The sequence below is a fragment of the Cupriavidus sp. USMAHM13 genome (assembly GCF_001854285.1).
GTDB lineage: Bacteria > Pseudomonadota > Gammaproteobacteria > Burkholderiales > Burkholderiaceae > Cupriavidus > Cupriavidus malaysiensis.
This window is the reverse complement of record NZ_CP017751.1, coordinates 3964140-3984471: the sequence shown is the minus strand read 5'-3', so window position 1 is coordinate 3984471 and position 20332 is coordinate 3964140. Positions and strand designations below refer to the sequence as shown.

The window sequence follows — 20332 nt, the reverse complement described above, 5'->3', positions numbered from 1 at the left end:
TGCGCCGACGGCGCAGGCGCGTCAATCCACCTTCGCGCCGGAGTCCTTCACCACCTTGGACCACTTGGCCAGCTCGGCGCGGATGAAGGCGGCGAACTGCTCGGGCGTGTTGCCGACCGGATCGGCGCCCTGGGCCTGCAGCTTGTCGCGCATCGCCTGCGTGGCCAGCGACCTGGCCACCTCCTGCTGGATGCGCACCACGACCTCATGAGGCGTGCCTGCCGGTGCCAGCAGGCCGAACCAGGAACTGGCTTCGTAGTTCGGCAGCTTGGCCAGCTCCGCGATCGTGCCCACGCCCGGGAGCGCGGCCGAGGGCTTGGCGCTGGTCACCGCCAGCGCCTTGAGCTTGCCCGCCTTGATCAAGGCGATCGAGGAGGGCAGGTTGTCGAACATCAGCTGCATGGTGCCTCCGGCCAGGTCGGTCAGCGCCGGTCCGCTGCCCTTGTAGGGGAAGTGCACCATATAGGTATGGGTCTGCGTCTTGAACAACTCGCCGGCCAGGTGGATCGAGGTACCGTTGCCGCTCGAGGCCATATTCAGCTTGCCGGGATGGGCGCGCGCGTAGGCGATCAGGTCGTTGACCGTGTTGATCTGGTTCTGCTGCGCGAAAGCCGGGTTCACGACCAGCACATTGGGTACGGCGGCCACCTCGGTGATCGGCGCGAAATCCTTGACCGGGTCGAAGGGCAGCTTGCCGTAGAGCGACTGGTTGATGCCGTGCGTGCCGACGGTGCCCATCAGCAGCGTGTAGCCGTCGGGCGGTGCCTTGGCCACCAGGTCGGCGCCGATATTGCCGCCCGCGCCGGGGCGGTTGTCGACCACGACGTTCCAGCCTGGCAGCTTGGACAACTCGGCCGCCACCGCGCGCGCCAGGATGTCGGTGGTCCCGCCCGCAGGGAAGGGCACCACCAGCCGGATCGGCTTGCTCGGATAGGCGTCGGCCGCCGCCGCCGGGCCCGACACCCCGGCGAGGCTGGCGACGGCGCCGAGCATCACCGCCAGGATGGTTCTGCGACTGCTGCGCATAGGTCTGTCTCCGGAATCGGTCTCTTCGGACCGGGTTGTGGATGCACAGCATTGTAGGCAGCCCGGCGCACGGCGCGGATGCGGTGATGCCCTAGGTGGCCTTGCCGGCCGCGCCATGAAAAAAGGCACCCGAAGGTGCCTTGCAGGATGAAGCGATGGTTCTTGTTAGAACTTGTGGCGCAGGCCGACGGCGACGCCGACCATGCTGTCCTTGCCCGTGGCGGGTGTATAGCCGTTGGCGAAGTTGATCGACAGGTTGTCCAGGCCCAGGCCGGCGTTCTTGGCATAGGCGCCCATCACGTAGACGTCGGTGCGCTTGGACAGGTTGTAGTCCGCAACCAGCTGCACTTGCCAGGGATTGGGCGGATTGACCGAGGTGGTGGCACTGGTGGCCATGCTCTTGAAGTTGTCGTAAGAGTAGCCCAGCGTCAGGCCCAGCGCGGCGGTTGCCTGGTAGTTGATACCAGCCCAGTAGTAGTCGTCGCGGTACTGCGAGAGGGCCGATGCCAGGCCAGCGGGTGCCTGGGCCTGGCCCCAGCGGTAGCCGGCCATGACCTTGATGGCGCTGCCGAAGGAGTAGCTGGCGGCCACGGCTGCCTTGCGGATCGTGCCGGTGGCGCCGCCGGCGCCGTTGAGCGACGGGCTGTACTGGTCGTAGGCCACGCCGACGCCGAGCGGGCCGGCGATGTAGGAGGCACCGAGACCGTAGCCGCTGTCACGGCGGAACTGGCCCGGCGCTTCGCCGGCGCCCAGCGCGCCATTGCCGAACGACCAGTGGCCCTCGGCCGTGACCGGACCGAAGGTGCCGGTGTACTTGGCGGTGTTGTCCGAGCGGAAGTTCAGGCCCAGTTGCTGCACCACCGGTTCCCACATCGTGGCGTAGCCGGTCGGCGAGAAGTTGGCGAGCACGTCGAAGATCGTGGTGTACTGGCGGCCCAGGGTGATCTTGCCGAACTGGTTGTTGTTCAGGCCGACGAAAGCTTGGCGACCAAACAGGCGGTTGCCCTGCTGGCTGGTGCCGTTGTCAATGCCGAAACCGCTTTCCAGCACGAACAGTGCCTGGTTGCCGCCGCCCAGGTCTTCCGTGCCGCGCAGGCCCCAACGCGAACCGGACAGGCCGCCGCCGCTGGCCATGCGGAACAGGTTCGCCGAGCCGCCGCCGGCCTTCGGCATGTTGCTGACGTACTCGATCGGCGCATCCACCACGCCGTACAGGGTCACGCTGGATTGCGCTTGAGCCGCACCGGCACATGCGCACAGCGCCGCTGCCGCGATAAGCGATTTCTTCATGCTCGATGATCTCCATTTAAGAATTATTGGTGTCATACGGCGAGACCTCCTGTTTCCTCTCCACTCGCCGGCACGACAAACTTCGTAAGAAGTTGCCAAGTAATGTAACAAACAACCCCTGATTCACCAGTAGAGGCTCCCCTCCCTTGTCTGCTTTTCACAACTCAGGGTTTTGGAGCACCGGGCGGGACAGGGCTCGGCCCGGTGCGGGCTGCGCGCCAGGCGGCGCGCGCTGGCGACGCGCTACAATACGGGTAATCCCGAGGAATGACCGGGCCCTCACGACGGCCTGGATCCCCCACGCTGGTGGGGCGGTCCCGCGGCAAGCACAACGACAATGGACACCCTGATTCGAGAATTCGACGTCGCGCTGCGAGCGATCGCCGGCGTGACGCGGGCCGCGCGCCCGAACCCCGCCGATACCCTGGCGCCGGACGACGCGGCCCTGTCCGAGGACGAGCGCCGCCATGTGGCCGGCCTGATGCGCATCAACCATGTCGGCGAGGTCTGTGCCCAGGCCCTCTACCAGGCGCAGAAGCTGACCGCGCGCACGCCGGCGGTGCGCACGCAGATGGATACCGCGGCGCGCGAAGAGGAAGACCACCTCGCCTGGTGCGCCGATCGCCTGCGCGAGCTCGGTTCGCGGCCCAGCCTGCTGAATCCGCTCTGGTATGCGGGCGCCTTCGCCATCGGCTGGGCGGCCGGCCGTGCCGGCGACCGGGTCAGCCTCGGCTTCGTCGCCGAGACCGAGCGCCAGGTCGAGCAGCACCTGAGCGGCCACCTCGAGCGCCTGCCCGCGGCCGACTCGCGCTCGCGGGCCATCCTCGAACAGATGCGCGACGACGAGGTGCGCCATGGCGACGCCGCCAGGGAGGCGGGCGGCATGCCGCTGCCCGACCCCGTGCGGGCCGTCATGCGCCTGGCCTCGCGCGTGATGACCACGGCCGCCTACCGTCTCTGACGGCGCCCGGCCGGTGTCCCTGCGGGCGTGCCGGCCAGGACGCCCGCCGGGGTGAATTGCAAAACGTTGTATCCTTCCAATCGGCCCGCGGACCCGGATTCCGCCGGCCAGCCGCAGTTTCTCCCTCGGCAGTTCTCAGGTGGTTTCTCCGCATTCCTCCCTAAGACCTTCATTTCATTAGGAATTCACCATCAAGGTGCGTGAAGTGTGCGCGCTAAGTCATTGTTCTGATTCAGAAAATCCGTGTTTGCTGCGGCACGGCGAGCCTTGACCCGCCAAAACGCTTCCTCTAAAGTGGGAAATAGTGTGAGGAAGTGTATTTTTGTGTGAGGGATCGAGGGGTTTGTGGGATCATTTCCTGCAAGCTGAACCCGGAGAGCTTGGGCGGTAGCCGGCGAAAAGGGCGCCGGTAACATTCGGGGGCGAAATTGTTTCAGGGAGCTTCGGCGCTGTCGCTGGATGCCAAGGGCCGGATGTCGATTCCGGCGAGGCATCGCGAGGCGCTGCAACAACAGGCCGAGGGCCGGGTGACGCTGACCAAGCACCCGGATGGCTGCCTGCTGCTCTTTCCTCGTCCCGAATGGGAAACCTTCCGTAGCCGGATTGCGGCGCTGCCGATGGATGCGCACTGGTGGAAGCGCATCTTTCTGGGCAACGCCGCCGACGTGGACATGGACGGCGCAGGCCGCGTGCTGATCGCACCGGAACTGCGCAGTGCCGCCATGCTCGACAAGGAAGTGATGCTGCTCGGCATGGGCAGCCACTTCGAAGTCTGGGATGCCGCGACATACGCCGCCAAGGAACAGCAGGCGATGGCGCAGGGCATGCCGGAAGCATTGAAGAATTTCTCTTTCTGATTAGGTCATGAGCCCAACCGCAACGCCGGGAACCACCGCCCTGCGCCATCGCACCGTGATGCTGGACGAAGCCGTCGAGGCTTTGCTCTGGCGCTCGGATGGCGTCTATGTGGACGGTACCTTCGGGCGCGGGGGGCATAGCCGGGCCGTGCTGGCCCGGCTCGGACCAGCCGGCGCCCTGGTCGCCTTCGACAAGGATCCGGCAGCAATCGCAGAAGCGGGCACCATCCAGGATGCCCGCTTCTCCATTGAGCATGCGAGCTTCGCGGAGATGGGCGCGTGCCTGTCCGGCCGCGCACCGGTGGCGGGCGTGCTGCTCGACCTCGGCATCAGCTCGCCGCAGATCGACGAGGCGTCACGGGGATTCTCCTTTCGTTTCGAGGGGCCGCTGGACATGCGCATGGACACCACGCGCGGCATCACCGCCGCCGAGTGGCTGGCGCAGGCGGATGAGAAAGACATCGCGAGGGTGATACGGGACTATGGGGAAGAACGGTTTGCTGTACAGATTGCAAAGGCGATTGTTGCTCGCCGGAGCGAACCCGGCGATGGCGGACCCATTGCCACTACATCCGACCTTGCCGCGCTCGTGGCGAAAGCCGTCAAGACTCGCGAGAAGGGTCAGGACCCTGCGACCCGCACCTTTCAAGCTCTACGGATTCACGTCAATCAAGAGCTTGCGGACCTCGAAAGAGGCCTGAGCGCGGCGTACGAGTTGCTGGAGGTCGGAGGGCGCCTGGTGGTGATCAGCTTTCACTCGCTGGAGGATCGCATCGTCAAGCGGTTCATGCAGGCGCACGCCCGCCCCCAGCAGGACGCCGATCCGGCCCTGCGGCGCGCGCCGCTGCGCGCCGCCGACCTGCCCCAGCCCACGCTCAAGCTGCTCGGCCGCTACAAGCCCAGCGAGGCCGAGGTCGCGGACAACCCGCGCGCGCGCTCGGCGGTGATGCGCGTGGCGGAGAAACTACCGCCGGCGGGAGTGCGCGCGTGAACCGCCTGGCCTTCTTCCTGCTCGTGGCCCTGATGCTGTGCGCGCTGTCCCTGGTCGGCGCGCAGCACCAGGCTCGCACGCTGTTCGTTGCACTCGAGCGGGCGCAGAGCGAGGAGAAGCAGCTCGACGTCGACTGGTCGCGCCTGCAATACCAGCAGAGCGCGCTCAGCAAGAGCGCGCGCATTGCCGATGCGGCGCGCAGCCAGCTGCAGATGTCCCCGGTCACCCCCGGGCGTACCCAGTACCTGTCCGGCATCGTGCTGGCGCCCGCCAGCGGCGTTGCGGCGGCGCCGGCCAGCAGCGCGGAGGGCCGGCCATGACCATCGCCCGTTCCGGCCAGGGCGTCGGCGCGCGTGCGCGCGCCGACGGTGCCAACGGCCGCGCGCGTCCGCGCAGCGGCCAGTTCTCGGCCAGTCCGGTGCTCGGCCTGAGGCTGCCGATGTGGCGTTCCAAGTTCGTCGTGTTCCTGATGTTTGCCGCCTTCGTGGCGCTGGCCGCGCGCGCGCTGTGGATCCAGGGGCCTGGCAACCAGTTCTACGAGGCGCAAGGCAAGAAGCGTTTCCAGCGCACGCTCGAGCTGCCGGCCACGCGCGGCAAGATCCTCGACCGCAACGGCCTGGTGCTGGCCACCAGCCTGCCGGTGCGGGCCATCTGGGCGGTGCCGGAGGACGTGCCGGAGCAGGTCGAGCTGGACAAGATCCAGCGCCTGGCCAAGCTGCTCGGCATGTCCGAGAAGGAATTGAGCAAGAAGCTGTCCGAGGACAAGAGCTTCGTCTACCTGAAGCGCCAGGTGGAGCCCGACGTGGCGGACAAGATCGCCGAACTGAAGATCGACGGCATCCACCAGATGCGCGAGTACAAGCGCTTCTATCCCGAGGGCGAGGCGATGGCCCACGTGGTCGGCTTCACCAATGTCGAGGACAAGGGGCAGGAGGGCGTCGAGCTGTCGCAGGAGTCCGTGCTGGCGGGCAAGCCCGGCGCGCGCCAGGTGATCAAGGACCGGCTCGGCCGGGTGGTCGAGGACGTCGGCGTCCTGAAGACGCCGCGCGACGGCGCCGACCTGCAGCTCTCCATCGACGCCAAGATCCAGTACCTGGCCTTCAACGAGGTCAAGGCGGTGGTCGAGCGCAACAAGGCCAAGGCCGCCAGCGCCGTGGTGCTCGACGCGCAGACCGGCGAGATCCTGGCGCTGGCCAACTGGCCTACCTATAACCCGAACGACCGCACCCGCCTGTCGGGCGAACAGTTGCGCAACCGCGTGTTGACCGACACCTTCGAGCCGGGCTCGATGATGAAGCCGATCACCGTCGGCCTGGCCCTGCAGCTCGGCCGCGTGACGCCGTCGACCGTGATCCAGACCAGCGGCAAGTTCACCTACGAAGGCGCGACCATCTCCGACACCCATAACTACGGCGCCCTGACCGTGGCCGGCGTGATCCAGAAGTCGAGCAACATCGGCACGATGAAGATCGCGATGCAGCTCAAGCCGCAGGAGATGTGGGACATGTTCACCAGCGTCGGCCTCGGCCAGGCGCCCAAGATCGGCTTCCCCGGCGCGGTGGCCGGGCGCGTGCGGCCGTGGAAGAGCTGGCGCCCGATCGAGCAGGCGACCATGTCCTACGGCTACGGCCTGTCGGTCTCCCTGTTGCAGATGGCCCATGCCTACACCATCTTTGCCCATGACGGCGAGCTGATCCCGCTGTCGATCTTCCGCACCAGCGGTCCGGTGGGCGGCGAGCGCGTGCTGTCGCCGGAGGTGGCGCGCCAGGTGCGCGCCATGCTGGAAACCGTGACGGCGCCGGGCGGCACCGCGCCGCAGGCGCAGGTGATGGGCTACCGCGTCGGCGGCAAGACCGGCACGGCCTACAAGCACGTCGGTCGCGGCTATGACCGCAGCAAGTACCGCGCATCCTTCGCCGGCCTGGCGCCGATGTCCAACCCGCGCGTGATCGTTGCGGTCAGCGTGGACGAGCCGTCCGCCGGCAGCCACTACGGCGGCGCCGTCGCCGGCCCGGTCTTCGCCGCGCTGACCAGCGGCGCGCTGCGCGCGCTGAACGTGCAGCCGGACTCGCCGATCCGCCAGCTGGTGGTGACCGACGGGGTGCAGGAAAGCGAACCCTGGAGCGGATCCCAATGAGCGGCAAGGCCATGCTTCCCATCGAACTGGCGGCCGAGGCCGACAACGCGCTGGCCTGGCTGCGCGCACATGCGCCCGCCACGGCCAGGTTGACCGGCGACACGCGCCGCCTGGCGCCGGGCGATGTGTTCTTCGCCTACGTGCTCGGCAACCAGCGCCTGTCCACCGACGGCCGGCCGCATATCGCCCAGGCCATTGCCGCCGGCGCCTCGGCGGTGATCTACGAGGCCGACGGCTTCGCCTGGCAGCACGGTCAGGCGGTCGCCCATCTCGGCGTCGACGGCCTGCACCGCCTGGCCGGCCCGGTTGCCGCCGGCTGGTACGGCAACCTGGCGCAGCCGCTGGCGGTGACCGGCATCACCGGCACCAATGGCAAGACCTCGTGCAGCCAGTGGCTGGCCCGGCTGCTGCAGGCGGCCGGCACCCCCTGCGCGGCAATCGGCACGCTCGGCACCGGTTTCCCCGGTGCCCTGAAGATGACCGGCTTCACCACGCCCGATGCGGTGCAACTGCAGGCCAGCCTGGCCGAGCTGCGCACAGCCGGTGCGCGCGCCGTCGCCATGGAAGTGTCGTCGCACGGCCTCGAGCAGGGGCGCGTGGCCGGGACCTGCTTCGATGTGGCGGTGTTGACCAACCTGACCCAGGACCATCTCGACTACCACGGCACCATGGCCGAGTACGAGGCGGCGAAGGCGCTGCTGTTCCAGTGGCCCGGCCTGCGCACCGCAGTGGTCAACCGCGACGACGCCATGGGGCGCCGCCTGCTGGCCGGCGGCGGCGCCAAGCTGTCGGCCCCGCAGGTGATCGAGTACGGCATCGACGGCCCGGCCGGCGCCAGCCTTGCCGGCCCGCGCGGCCAATGGCTGCGCGCCAGCGCCGTGCAGGCCACCACCGGCGGCACCAGTTTCCACATCGACGGCAGCTTCGGCAGCGCCGAGGTGGTGACGTCGATGATCGGCGCCTTCAATGTCAGCAACCTGCTGGCCGTGCTGGGTGCCGCGCTCGCCAACGGCGTGCCCTGGGACGCCGCGCTGGCGGCGCTGCGCGGGCTGACCCCGGTCGAGGGGCGCATGGAGCTGTTCGGCGGCCACGACGGGCCGCTCGCCGTGGTCGACTACGCACATACGCCGGACGCGCTGGAGCAGACGCTGGCCGCGCTGCGGCCGGTGGCGCAGGCACGCGGTGGACGGCTCTGGTGCGTGTTCGGTTGCGGTGGCGACCGCGATCCGATCAAGCGTCCGCTGATGGGCGCCGTGGCCGAACGGCTGGCCGACGAAGTGGTCCTCACCAGCGACAACCCGCGCAGCGAAGACCCGCAGGACATCCTGGAGGCCATTGCCGACGGCATGCGGGAGCGCGCGCGCGCGCGCCTGATCGAGGACCGCGCCGCCGCCATCCTCCACGCCATCCGCCATGCCGGCGCCGCCGACGTGGTGCTGGTGGCCGGCAAGGGCCATGAGGCCACCCAGGAAGTGAATGGCCGCAAGCGGCCTTTCTCCGACCGCGAGCATGTGCGCCTGACCCTGGGCGCGCGCGGAGTCTCGGCATGAGCAGCATGAACACCGAACGTACCGAACACAGCGAAGCGATGTGCTCGCTGGCCCAGGCCACTGCCTGGATCGACGGCGCCAGCGTGCGCGGCGATGCCGCGCGCGCCTTCACCCGCGTCCATACCGACAGCCGCACCGCGGCGCCCGGCGACCTCTTCGTCGCGCTCAAGGGCGAGCGTTTCGATGCGCACGATTTCCTGCCCGAGGTGGTGGCGCGCGGCGTGGCCGCGGTGCTGGTCGCGCGCGAGCCCGGCCTGGACGTGCCGGCCATCGTGGCGCCCGACACGCGGCTGGCGCTGGGTGCGCTCGCCGCGGGCTGGCGCCGCCGCTTCCACCTGCCGACCGTGGCGGTGACCGGCAGCAACGGCAAGACCACGGTCAAGGAGATGATCGCGGCGATCTTCGCCGCCGCGGTCGGCGCCGAGCAGCGCCTGGCTACCGGCGGCAACCTGAACAACGATATCGGCCTGCCGCTGACCGTGCTGCGCCTGCGTGCGCAGCACCGGCTGGCCGTGCTCGAACTGGGCATGAACCATCCGGGCGAGACGGTCTACCTGGCCGGCATCGCCCAGGCCACGGTGGCGGTGATCACCAACGCCCAGCGCGAGCACCAGGAATTCATGGTCAGCGTCGAGGCGGTGGCGCGCGAGCATGCCGCAGCCATCGCCGCGCTGCCGGCCGACGGTGTCGCCGTGATCCCGCACGACGCGGAAGGCGGCAGCGCGCATGCGCCGATCTGGCGCGAAGCTGCCGGCGCGCGCCGCGTGCTGAGCTTCGGCCTGGCGACCGGCGCCGACGTCGGCGCGGAGATCCGGCTCGAGGACGGCGTGCAATGCCTGCAGGTACGCTCGCCGGCCGGCGCATTCGAGGTGCGCCTGCCGCTGCTCGGCGCGCACAACGCCCGCAACGCGCTTGGCGCGATCGCGTGCGCGCTGGCCGCCGGCGTTGAAGTGGCGGCGATCCAGCGTGGCCTGGCCGGCTTCAGCGCGGTCAAGGGACGCCTGCAGGTCAAGCATGGCCGGCGCGGCGAACTGGTGATCGACGACAGCTACAACGCCAATCCGGACTCGGTGCGGGCGGCGATCGACGTGCTGGCCGGCTTCGCCACCCCGCGCCTGCTGGTGCTGGGGGACATGGGCGAGGTCGGCGACCAGGGCGTGCCGTTCCACGCGGAGGTCGGCGCCTTTGCGCGTGAGCGCGGCATCGGCGCGCTGTGGGCGACGGGCGAACTGGCGACCCATGCGGTGCAGGCCTTCGGGCCGGGTGGACGCCATTTCGCCCGCGCGGAAGACCTGCTGCAGGCGCTGGCGGCGGATGAGGAAGGGGTGGTGACGCGGGCAGCCGCGGTGCTGGTGAAAGGATCGCGCTTCATGCGCATGGAACGGATGGTGGATGCGCTGGTCGGATCCCCCATCGCACAGTGAGACGCCGGATCCACCGGCGGCTGGCGAAAGGAATACGGAAACACGATGTTATTGGCTCTGGCCCAGTGGCTGCAAGACGACTACGGCTTCCTGCGGGTCTTCAACTATCTGACCTTCCGCGCGGTGATGGCCAACCTCACCGCGCTGGTGATCGGGCTCGCGCTCGGCCCGTGGGTGATCCGCAAGCTGACCGACCTGAAGATCGGCCAGGCGGTGCGCACGATCGGCCCGCAGACCCACCTGGTCAAGGCCGGCACGCCCACCATGGGCGGCGTGCTGGTGCTGCTGTCGATCGCCATCTCCACGCTGCTGTGGTGCGACTGGGGCAACCGCTTCATCTGGGTAGTGATGCTGGTCACGCTGGGCTATGGCGCGATCGGCTGGGTCGATGACTACCGCAAGGTGGTCTATCGCGATCCGCGTGGCATGTCGAGCCGCGAGAAGTTCTTCTGGCAGACCCTGATCGGCCTGGTGGCGGCGGTCTACCTGGCCTTCTCGGTCTCGGAAAGCAGCAACGTGAAGGTCTGGCACCTGTTCCTCGGCTGGGTCGAGGGTGGGATGTCGCTGGACATGCCGTACAAGTCCAACCTGATCGTGCCCTTCTTCAAGGAGGTGAGCTACCCGCTGGGCGTGGCCGGCTTCATCGTGCTGACCTACCTGGTGATCGTCGGCTCGAGCAACGCGGTCAACCTGACCGACGGCCTCGACGGGCTGGTCATCATGCCGGTGGTGCTGGTCGGCGGCGCGCTGGGTGTGTTCGCCTACGTGATGGGCAGCGCGGTGTACAGCAAGTACCTGTTGTTCCCGCACATCCCCGGCGCCGGCGAACTGCTGATCTTCTGTTCGGCGATGGCAGGCGCGGGGCTGGCCTTCCTCTGGTTCAACGCCCATCCGGCCCAGGTCTTCATGGGCGACGTGGGCGCGCTGGCGCTGGGCGGCGCGCTCGGCACGGTGGCGGTGATCGTGCGCCAGGAAATCGTGCTGTTCGTGATGGGCGGCATCTTCGTGGTGGAAACGCTGTCGGTGATGCTGCAGGTGACCTGGTTCAAGATCACCAAGCGGCGCTACGGCGAAGGACGGCGCTTGTTCCGCATGGCACCGCTGCATCACCACTTCGAGCTGAGCGGCTGGAAGGAGACGCAGGTCGTCGTGCGCTTCTGGATCATCACCATGCTGCTGGTGCTGATCGGGCTGTCCTCGCTGAAGCTGCGCTGAGCGGCGCAGCGGGACGGAAATTCAGGTAGTCAACAGGAACGAAGGCAGGGAAACAAAGTGTTCGGCGAGTTGCAACAACCTCATGTGCTGGTACTGGGCCTGGGCGAATCGGGCCTGGCGATGGCGCGCTGGTGCGGCCGCCACGGCTGCGCCGTGCGCGTGGCCGACACGCGCGAGGCGCCCGCCAACCTTGTCTTCCTGCAAGCCGAGCTGACCGGCGCCGAGTTCGTCGGTGGCGCTTTCGGCGAGACGCTGCTCGACGGCATCGGCCTGGTGGCGATCAGCCCCGGCCTGTCGCCGAACGAGGCCGGCACGGCCGCTCTGCTGGCGGCGGCGCGCGCGCGCGGCATCCCGGTGTGGGGCGAGATCGAGCTGTTCGCCCGCGCCCTGGTGCAGTTGCAGGCCGACACCGGCTATACCCCGAGCGTGATCGCCATCACCGGCACCAACGGCAAGACCACCACCACCGCGCTGACCGGCCGTCTGGCCGAGCGCGCCGGCAAGAGCGTGGCCGTGGCCGGCAATATCAGTCCTTCCGCGCTCGACAAGCTGGCCGCCTGCATCGCCGCCGGGGCGCTGCCCGAAGTCTGGGTGCTGGAGCTCTCCAGCTTCCAGCTCGAGACCACCCACACGCTGGCGCCGCACGCGGCCACCGTGCTCAACGTGACGCAGGACCACCTCGACTGGCACGGCAGCATGGAGGCCTATGCCGCCGCCAAGGCCCGCATCTTCGGCACCTCGGGACATTGCGTGCAGGTGCTGAACCGCAATGACCGCGTGACCATGGCGATGGCACGGCCCGGCTCGGTGCCGGTCAGCTTCGGCACCGACCTGCCCGAGACGGCCGGCAGCTACGGCATCCTGCGCGAGGGCGGCATGCCCTGGCTGGTGCTGGCGGAGGCCGACAGCGAGGCCGAGGAGTCCAGGCCGCGTCGCCGCAAGTCCGCCGCGGGCGCGCCGGAGGAGGCGCTGCCGGTGCGCCACAAGCGCCTGATGCCCGTGGACGCGCTGCAGATCCGCGGCCTGCACAATGCCACCAATGCGATGGCCGCGCTGGCACTGTGCCGCGCCATCGGCCTGCCGCTCAATGCCCTGCTGCACGGGCTGCGCGAGTACCAGGGCGAACCGCATCGTGTCGAGCACATGATGACGCTGGACGAAGTCGAGTACTTCGACGACAGCAAGGGCACCAATGTCGGCGCCACCGTGGCCGCCTTGTCCGGGCTGGACAAGCGCGTGGTGCTGATCGCGGGCGGCGAGGGCAAGGGGCAGGATTTCTCGCCGCTGGCGGCGCCGGTCGCGCAGTACGCGCGTGCGGTGGTGCTGATCGGGCGCGCCGCCGGTGAATTGCGCGCGGCGCTGGAGGAGAGCGGCGCGCAGCTGGTCGACGCCGGCACGCTGGAAGAGGCGGTCACGCTGGCCGCGCGCCTGGCCCAGCCGGGCGACGCCGTGCTGCTGTCGCCCGCCTGTGCCAGCCTCGACATGTTCCGCAACTACGTGCACCGCGCCGAGGTGTTCCGCGCTGCGGTGGAGGAACTCGCCCTGTCCCGGGGGATCATGCCATGAGCGATTCGCAGGTCAAGCGCAGCGGCTTCATCGGCGCCACCATCGGCAATGCCTGGGGTGGCCTGCGTGACGCGGTATCCGGCGTCAAGCCGACGCGCTCGCGCATGATGGAATACGATCAGCCCCTGCTGTGGGTGTCGATCGTGCTGCTCGCCTTCGGCCTGGTGATGGTCTACTCGGCCTCGATCGCGCTGCCCGATGCGCCGCGCTATGCCAACTACGGCGAGGGCCACTTCCTGCTCCGCCACGCCTTCGCGCTGTTCATCGGCCTGTCGTGCGGCCTCGTCGCCTTCCAGATCCCGGTCAAGGTGTGGGACCGCTACGCGCCCAAGCTCTTCATCCTCGCCCTGCTGCTGCTGGTGGTGGTGCTGATCCCCCACGTCGGCAAGGGCGTCAATGGCGCGCGTCGCTGGATCCCGCTGGGCGTGATGAACTTCCAGCCCTCCGAGCTGATGAAGCTGGCGGTGGTGCTGTACGCGGCCAACTACACCGTGCGCAAACAGGAGTGGATGCAGACCGTCGCCAAGGGCTTCCTGCCGATGGGAGTGGCGGTGGTCGTGGTGGGCATGCTGCTGCTGCTGGAGCCGGACATGGGGGCCTTCCTCGTGGTGGCCGCGGTGGCGATGGCCATCCTTTTCCTGGGCGGGATCAACGGCAAGCTGTTCGCCGGCCTGGTCGGCGTGGCGATCGGCGCCTTCGCGCTGCTGATCACGGCTTCACCCTGGCGGCGCGAGCGGATCTTTGCCTACCTGAACCCATGGGAAGAGAGCAACGCGCTGGGCAAGGCCTACCAGCTCACCCACTCGCTGATCGCCTTCGGGCGCGGCGAATGGGCCGGCGTCGGACTGGGCGGCAGCATCGAGAAGCTGCACTACCTGCCCGAAGCCCACACAGACTTCATCCTCGCCGTCATCGGCGAGGAATTCGGTTTCATCGGCGTGCTGGTGGTGATCGTGCTGTTCTACTGGCTGGTGCGGCGCGCCTTCGGCATCGGCCGCACCGCGCTGCAGCTCGACCGCACCTTTGCCGGCCTGGTGGCCAAGGGCATCGGCGTGTGGGTCGGCTGGCAGACCTTCATCAATATGGGCGTGAACCTCGGCCTGCTGCCGACCAAGGGCTTGACGCTGCCGCTGGTCAGCTACGGCGGCTCGGGCATCCTGATGAACTGCGTGGCGCTCGCGATCCTGCTGCGCATTGATTATGAAAACCGTGTATTGATGCGCGGAGGGAAGGTATGACCGGAGCGCGGCAATACACGGTTTCGGTGGAGGCTAACTTCCTGCGTGAGCAGGAAGTTAAGCGCAGCGGCCGTAGCCAAAACCTCGTTGCGATGCGCGGAGGGAAGGTATGACCGGAGCGCAGCAATACACGGTTTCGGTGGAGGCTAACTTCCTGCGTGAGCAGGAAGTTAAGCGCAGCGGCCGTAACCAAAACCTCGTTGCGATGCGCGGAGGGAAGGTATGAGCGCGCAGCGCACCCTCCTGGTCATGGCCGGCGGCACCGGGGGGCACGTCTTCCCCGGGCTGGCGGTCGCACGCACGCTGCGCGAGCAGGGCTGGCGCGTGGTCTGGCTGGGCAACCGTACCGGCATGGAGGCGACGCTGGTGCCGAAGCACGATATCCCGATGGAGTTCGTGCAGTTCGGCGGCCTGCGTGGCAAGGGCCTGGTGACCAAGCTGCTGCTGCCGCTGAACCTGCTGCGCGCCTTCTGGCAGAGCCTGGGTGCGCTGCGCCGGGTACGCCCGGACGTGGTGCTGGGCATGGGCGGCTATATCACCTTCCCCGCGGGCATGATGGCGGCGCTGATCGGCCGGCCGCTGGTGCTGCACGAGCAGAATTCGATTGCCGGCCTGGCCAACAAGGTGCTGGCCAAGGTGGCGGACCGTGTGCTGTGCGCTTTCCCCGGGGCACTGCCCGGGGCCGAGTGGACCGGCAATCCGGTACGCGCGGAGGTGGCCGGCCTGCCGGCACCCGAGGCGCGCTATGCGCAGCGCACCGGTCCGCTGCGCGTGCTGGTGGTGGGCGGCAGCCTGGGCGCGGCCGCCCTCAACGAGGTGGTGCCCAAGGCGCTGGCGCTGCTGCCGGCGGCCGAGCGGCCGCGCGTGACGCACCAGGCCGGCGTCAAGCAGATCGACACCCTGCGCGCGAATTACGCGGCGGCAGGCGTCGAGGCCGAGACCGTGCCCTTCATCGACGACATGGCACGAGCCTACGACGAGGCAGACCTGGTGATCTGCCGCTCGGGCGCAATGACCGTATCGGAAGTCGCGGCGGCGGGCGTGGCGGCGCTGTTCGTACCGTTCCCGCATGCCGTGGACGACCACCAGACCACCAACGCGGAATTCCTCTCGCGGCAGGGCGCGGCCCTGCTGGTCCAGCAGCAAGACCTGAACCCCGAGGGGCTGGCGCGCACGCTCGCCGGCCTGCAGCGGCCGCAACTGAAAGACATGGCGCGCCTGGCGCGCGGCCTGGCCAAGCCGGATGCGACCCGGCGCGTGGCCGAGGTCTGCGCCGGCATGGCCAGGCATTGAAGCAATGGATTCATGAAGCATATCGTCAAGAACATTCACTTCGTGGGCATCGGCGGCGCCGGCATGAGCGGCATCGCCGAGGTCCTGCTGAACCTGGGCTACAAGGTCTCCGGTTCCGACATGGGCAGCAACGCTGCCACGCAGCGCCTGAGTTCGCTCGGCGCCAAGGTGATGCACGGCCATGATGCGGCCAATGTCGACGGCGTCAATGCGGTGGTGATCTCCACCGCCGTGGGCGACGACAATCCGGAAGTGATCGCCGCGCGCGCGCGCCGCATCCCGGTGGTGCCGCGCGCCGTCATGCTGGCCGAGCTGATGCGCCTGAAGCAGGGCGTGGCCATCGCCGGCACGCACGGCAAGACCACCACCACCAGCCTGGTCGCCTCGGTGCTGGCCGAGGGCGGCCTCGATCCCACCTTCGTCATCGGCGGCCGTCTGAATTCGGCCGGCGCCAACGCGCGCCTGGGCACCGGCGACTTCATCGTCGCCGAGGCCGACGAGTCCGATGCTTCCTTCCTGAACCTGTTCCCGGTGATGGAAGTCATCACCAATATCGATGCCGATCACATGGCCACCTACGGCCATGACTTCGCGCGCCTGAAGCAGGCTTTCATCGAGTTCACGCAACGGCTGCCCTTCTATGGCATCGCCGTGCTGTGCGTGGACGATCCCAATGTGCGCGAGATCCTGCCCTTCGTCTCCAAGCCCATCGTGCGCTACGGCTTCGCCGAGGATGCGCAGGTGCGGGCGGTCGACGCGCGCGCGGTCGACGGGCAGATGCACTTCACCGTGCTGCGCCAGCTCAACGGCCATGCCGAGCCACCGCTCGAGGTGGTGCTGAACCTGCCGGGCCTGCACAACGTGCAGAACGCGCTGGCCGCGATCGCCATCGCCACCGAGCTGGAGGTGCCTGACGCCGCCATCGTGAAGGCGCTGCGCGAGTTCCACGGCGTGGGCCGGCGCTTCCAGCGCTACGGAGAAGTGGCCACGGCCGACGGCACCGGCACCTTCACGCTGGTCGACGACTACGGCCACCATCCGGTCGAGATGGCGGCGACCCTGGCGGCGGCACGCGGTGCCTTCCCGGGCCGCCGCCTGGTGCTGGCCTTCCAGCCCCACCGCTATACGCGCACGCGCGACTGCTTCGAGGACTTCGTCAAGGTGCTGGGCAGCGTCGACGCGCTGCTGCTGGCCGAAGTCTACGCGGCCGGCGAGGCCCCCGTGGTGGCGGCCGACGGGCGCGCCCTGACCCGCGCGCTGCGCGTGGCAGCCAAGGTCGAGCCAGTCTTCGTCGAGCACATCGAGGAGATGCCGGCCGCCATCCTGGGCGCGGCGCGTCCCGGCGATGTCGTGATCACCATGGGCGCCGGTTCGATCGGCGCCGTGCCGGGCCAGGTGGTATCGCGCCAGCAGCCGGCAGGAGGCCAGGCATGAGCTTCGTCGCCCATCCCCAGATCGATCCCCGCTCCCTTGGCAAGGTCGGCGTGCTGTTCGGCGGCCGCTCGGCCGAACGCGAGGTATCGCTGATGTCCGGCCGCGGCGTGCTGGCGGCGTTGCAGTCGCGCGGCGTGGATGCCCATGCCTTCGATCCGGCCGTGCAGGGCGTGGCCGAGCTGGCCGCGGCGGGATTCGACCGCGTCTTCATCGCGCTGCACGGCCGTTACGGCGAGGACGGCACCATGCAGGGCCTGCTCGAGCAGCTCGGCATTCCCTATACGGGCAGCGGCGTGCTGGCCTCGGCCTTGTCGATGGACAAGCAGGCCACCAAGCGGCTGTGGATGACCCACGGCCTGCCGACGCCGCGCTTCGCCATGCTGCAGGCCGGCTCCGACTTCACCGCCGTGGTGGCCGAGCTGGGGCTGCCGCTGATCGTCAAGCCGGCGCGCGAGGGTTCGTCGATCGGCCTGACCAAGGTGACCGACGCGGCGCAGATGCGCGAGGCCTACGAGAAGGCGGCGGCGCTCGACCGCGATGTCATCGCCGAGACCTTCATCGATGGCGCGGAGCTGACCTGCCCGCTGGTAGGGGAGGGCGATGACGCCGCGGCGCTGCCGGTCATCCGCATCGTCGCGCCCGGCGCCAACTACGACTATCAAAATAAGTACTTTACTGACGATACCCAATACCTGTGCCCGTCGGGCCTGCCGGAGGCGCTCGAGCGCGAAGTGCAGGACCTGGCGGTCAATGCCTACCGCGTGCTGGGTTGCCGCGGCTGGGCGCGTGCCGACGTGATGCTGCGCGCCGACGGCAAGCCCTTCCTGCTGGAGATGAACACCTCGCCGGGCATGACCGGCCATTCGCTGGTGCCGATGGCGGCGCGTGCCGCGGGCATCAGCTACGAGGACTTCGTCATGCAGGTGCTGGCCGCGGCGACGCTGGACCTGCAACCGAACGAACACTGGAAGCCCGAGTAGGGCAGGGGGCGCCGGCCGGCGGACGGCGGCGCGCAGACGAAGCCGATATGACTGGAACCGAAGCCGCGCGACGCAAACGGACCGAGCAACGACAGCCGACCAACACCTGACCGAATCTGACCGAATCTGACCGACACCTGACATGTGGCACAACGCACGCCTGCTCAACCTGATCGCTTCCACGCTCTATGTGCTGGTGGCGCTGATGGCGCTCGCGGCCGGCCTGCTGTGGCTGGCCCAGCGGCCGGTGTTCGCCATCACCCATGTCGACGTGAGCGGTCTGGACGGCGCGGTGCTGCGCCACGTCAACGCGCCCAGCGTGCGCACCAACGCCCTGGGCAAGCTGAACGGAAACTTCTTCACGCTGGACCTGAACGCGGCGCGCCAGGTGTTCGAGTCGGTGCCCTGGGTGCGCCGCGCCAGCGTGCGCCGCGAATGGCCCAACGGCCTGGCGGTCGAGGTCGAGGAGCACGAGGCGCTCGGTACCTGGGGCGGCGCCGACAGCGGCAGGCTGATCAATACCTACGGCGAAGTCTTCGTGGCCAACACGGCCGAGGCAGAGGAGGATGCCCAGCTGCTGGCGCTGGAAGGCCCGACCGACAGCGAGGAAGACGTGGTCGAGAAGCTGGAGACCATGCGCGAGTGGTTCAAGCCGCTGCAGGCCGAGCCGCTCGCGGTGTCGCTGTCCGCCCGCTATGCCTGGCGCGCCAAGCTCTCCAACGGCATGGTGGTGGAGCTGGGGCGCGAGCAGAACGAAGAGGATCGCGCCGCCATGGAGCAGCGCGTCAAGCGTTTCGTGGCGGCGTGGCCGGAGGTCACCAGGCAGTGGGGCAAGCAGGTCGAGTACGCCGACCTGCGCTATCCCAACGGTTTTGCCATCCGTGCCGCCAATATCCGCTTCCTGACCGATGCCCAGGTGGCGGCCGCGGCGAAGGCCAAGGCATCGCCGGCGAAGGCGGGCACTACCAATAGCAGCAACCCCAACAATACGACGCGACTGAAGAGCAAGAACGCGGAGAAATCGCGATGAGCAAGGAATACAAGGACCTCCTGGTCGGTCTCGACATCGGCACCTCGAAGGTGGCGGCGGTGGTCGCGGAACTGCGCCCCGACGGCAGCTACGAAGTGATCGGGATGGGCCAGGCCGAGTCCAAGGGGCTGAAGAAGGGGGTCGTGGTCAACATCGAGGCCACCGTGCAGTCGATCCAGCGGGCGCTGGAAGAGGCCGAACTGATGGCCGACTGCAAGATCTCCGAGGTCTTCACCGGCATCGCCGGCAGCCATATCCGCAGCTTCAACTCGAGCGGCATGGTGGCGATCAAGGACAAGGAAGTCACGCAGACGGACGTGGCCCGGGTGATCGAGACGGCCAAGGCGGTCAACATCCCGACCGACCAGCAGATCCTGCACATCCTGACCCAGGAATTCATCATCGATGGCCAGGAGGATGTGCGCGAGCCGATCGGCATGAGCGGCATCCGCCTGGAAGTGAAGGTGCACATCGTCACCGGCGCGGTCAGTGCGGCGCAGAACATCGTCAAGTGCGTACGCCGCTGCGGCCTGGAAGTGCACGACCTGATCCTGCAGCCGCTGGCTTCCAGCCTGGCGGTGCTGACCGAGGACGAGAAGGAACTGGGCGTGGTGCTGGTCGACATCGGCGGCGGCACCACCGATATCGCCATCTTCAGCGAAGGGGCGATCCGCCACACCGCGGTGATTCCCATCGCCGGCGACCAGATCACCAACGACATCGCGATGGCGCTGCGTACGCCGACGCCGGATGCCGAGGACATCAAGATGCAGTACGGCATCGCCAAGCAGGCGATCGCCGATCCGGACGACATGATCGAGGTGCCGGGCGTCGGCGACCGCGGCACGCGCACGCTGTCGCGCCAGGCGCTGGCGGCGGTGATCGAGCCGCGCATCGAGGAACTGTATTCCCTGGTGCACCAGGTGGTGCGCGAGTCCGGCTATGAAGAACTGCTGTCGTCGGGCGTGGTGATCACCGGTGGCACGGCGATGATGCCGGGCATGGTCGAGCTGGGCGAGGACATCTTCCTCAAGCCGGTGCGTGTCGGTGTGCCCGAGTATCGCGGCAACCTGCACGAGGTGGTCAAGAGCCCGCGCTACTCGACGGTGATGGGTCTGTTGCTCGAAGGGCGCGTGCAGCGCATGCGCGGGCGCAAGGTCGCCGTGCAGAGCGGCTCGGTCAAGCAGGTATGGGGCCGCATGAAGGAATGGTTCGTCGGCAACTTCTGAGTTGCCGCGGCCGGCAGTACGCAACAGGTTCGCAAGGTAGAAGTTTTCTTTTCAATCTTTGGTTTCTTGTTCAGGAACCAAGGGCTGCGGCGGGGAGGCCGCAGCGTTTGG

At 68.4% G+C, this 20332-nt stretch carries 17 protein-coding genes; 15 read left to right on the top strand and 2 right to left on the bottom strand.

Annotated features, from left to right (window positions below; genetic code table 11):
* Positions 1-21: 21 nt before the first annotated feature.
* Positions 22-1026 carry a Bug family tripartite tricarboxylate transporter substrate binding protein gene (locus BKK81_RS17635; protein WP_071015613.1) on the bottom strand — a complete coding sequence of 335 codons (1005 nt, stop codon included), beginning with the start codon at positions 1024-1026 and terminating at the stop codon, positions 22-24.
* A gap of 165 nt (positions 1027-1191) precedes the next feature.
* A complete protein-coding gene (locus tag BKK81_RS17630) occupies positions 1192-2316 on the bottom strand; it encodes a porin (RefSeq protein WP_071015611.1) in 1125 nt (374 codons plus the stop codon).
* Between the two features lie 337 nt (positions 2317-2653).
* Here BKK81_RS17630 and coq7 point away from each other — a divergent pair, with 337 nt between their 5' ends.
* From coq7 to ftsA, 15 genes are all read left to right on the top strand, one after another.
* Complete coding sequence (coq7, locus tag BKK81_RS17625; protein WP_071015610.1) at positions 2654-3277, top strand: 2-polyprenyl-3-methyl-6-methoxy-1,4-benzoquinone monooxygenase; 624 nt, start codon at positions 2654-2656, stop codon at positions 3275-3277.
* Between the two features lie 428 nt (positions 3278-3705).
* Positions 3706-4134 carry a division/cell wall cluster transcriptional repressor MraZ gene (mraZ, locus tag BKK81_RS17620; protein WP_071015608.1) on the top strand — a complete coding sequence of 143 codons (429 nt, stop codon included), beginning with the start codon at positions 3706-3708 and terminating at the stop codon, positions 4132-4134.
* Positions 4135-4141: 7 nt separating this feature from the next.
* The gene (gene rsmH / locus BKK81_RS17615) at positions 4142-5125 is read left to right on the top strand and encodes a 16S rRNA (cytosine(1402)-N(4))-methyltransferase RsmH (RefSeq protein ID WP_071015606.1); all 984 of its coding nucleotides are present in this window, start codon (positions 4142-4144) and stop codon (positions 5123-5125) included.
* The gene (gene ftsL / locus BKK81_RS17610) at positions 5122-5445 is read left to right on the top strand and encodes a cell division protein FtsL (protein WP_071015604.1); all 324 of its coding nucleotides are present in this window, start codon (positions 5122-5124) and stop codon (positions 5443-5445) included. Before rsmH ends, ftsL begins: the two co-directional genes overlap by 4 nt.
* Positions 5442-7262, top strand: coding sequence for a peptidoglycan D,D-transpeptidase FtsI family protein (locus BKK81_RS17605; protein WP_071015602.1), 1821 nt, complete (start codon positions 5442-5444; stop codon positions 7260-7262). Before ftsL ends, BKK81_RS17605 begins: the two co-directional genes overlap by 4 nt.
* Positions 7259-8812, top strand: a complete 1554-nt coding sequence (locus tag BKK81_RS17600) for a UDP-N-acetylmuramoyl-L-alanyl-D-glutamate--2,6-diaminopimelate ligase (protein ID WP_071015601.1) — start codon at positions 7259-7261, stop codon at positions 8810-8812. The genes BKK81_RS17605 and BKK81_RS17600 overlap by 4 nt, the downstream gene beginning before the upstream one ends.
* A complete protein-coding gene (locus BKK81_RS17595; RefSeq protein WP_231907939.1) occupies positions 8809-10236 on the top strand; it encodes a UDP-N-acetylmuramoyl-tripeptide--D-alanyl-D-alanine ligase in 1428 nt (475 codons plus the stop codon). The genes BKK81_RS17600 and BKK81_RS17595 overlap by 4 nt, the downstream gene beginning before the upstream one ends.
* A 45-nt stretch (positions 10237-10281) precedes the next feature.
* Positions 10282-11451: a phospho-N-acetylmuramoyl-pentapeptide-transferase gene (mraY, locus tag BKK81_RS17590; protein ID WP_071015599.1), complete on the top strand. Its 1170-nt coding sequence runs from the start codon at positions 10282-10284 to the stop codon at positions 11449-11451.
* Positions 11452-11508: 57 nt separating this feature from the next.
* On the top strand, positions 11509-13017 hold the full coding sequence (gene murD, locus BKK81_RS17585) for a UDP-N-acetylmuramoyl-L-alanine--D-glutamate ligase (protein WP_071015597.1): 1509 nt from the start codon (positions 11509-11511) through the stop codon (positions 13015-13017).
* Positions 13014-14255 (top strand): putative lipid II flippase FtsW, encoded by a 1242-nt coding sequence (gene ftsW, locus BKK81_RS17580; RefSeq protein WP_071015596.1) that lies wholly within the window; start codon positions 13014-13016, stop codon positions 14253-14255. The genes murD and ftsW overlap by 4 nt, the downstream gene beginning before the upstream one ends.
* A gap of 222 nt (positions 14256-14477) precedes the next feature.
* Positions 14478-15548, top strand: a complete 1071-nt coding sequence (murG, locus tag BKK81_RS17575; RefSeq protein ID WP_071015594.1) for an undecaprenyldiphospho-muramoylpentapeptide beta-N-acetylglucosaminyltransferase — start codon at positions 14478-14480, stop codon at positions 15546-15548.
* A gap of 12 nt (positions 15549-15560) precedes the next feature.
* Positions 15561-16982, top strand: coding sequence for a UDP-N-acetylmuramate--L-alanine ligase (murC, locus tag BKK81_RS17570; RefSeq protein WP_071015592.1), 1422 nt, complete (start codon positions 15561-15563; stop codon positions 16980-16982).
* On the top strand, positions 16979-17962 hold the full coding sequence (locus tag BKK81_RS17565) for a D-alanine--D-alanine ligase (RefSeq protein WP_071015590.1): 984 nt from the start codon (positions 16979-16981) through the stop codon (positions 17960-17962). The genes murC and BKK81_RS17565 overlap by 4 nt, the downstream gene beginning before the upstream one ends.
* 142 nt (positions 17963-18104) lie before the next feature.
* A complete protein-coding gene (locus BKK81_RS17560; protein WP_071015588.1) occupies positions 18105-18992 on the top strand; it encodes a cell division protein FtsQ/DivIB in 888 nt (295 codons plus the stop codon).
* Entirely contained in the window at positions 18989-20221 is a 1233-nt protein-coding gene (gene ftsA, locus BKK81_RS17555; RefSeq protein WP_071015587.1) for a cell division protein FtsA, read from the top strand. The genes BKK81_RS17560 and ftsA overlap by 4 nt, the downstream gene beginning before the upstream one ends.
* The last annotated feature ends 111 nt before the right edge of the window (positions 20222-20332 follow it).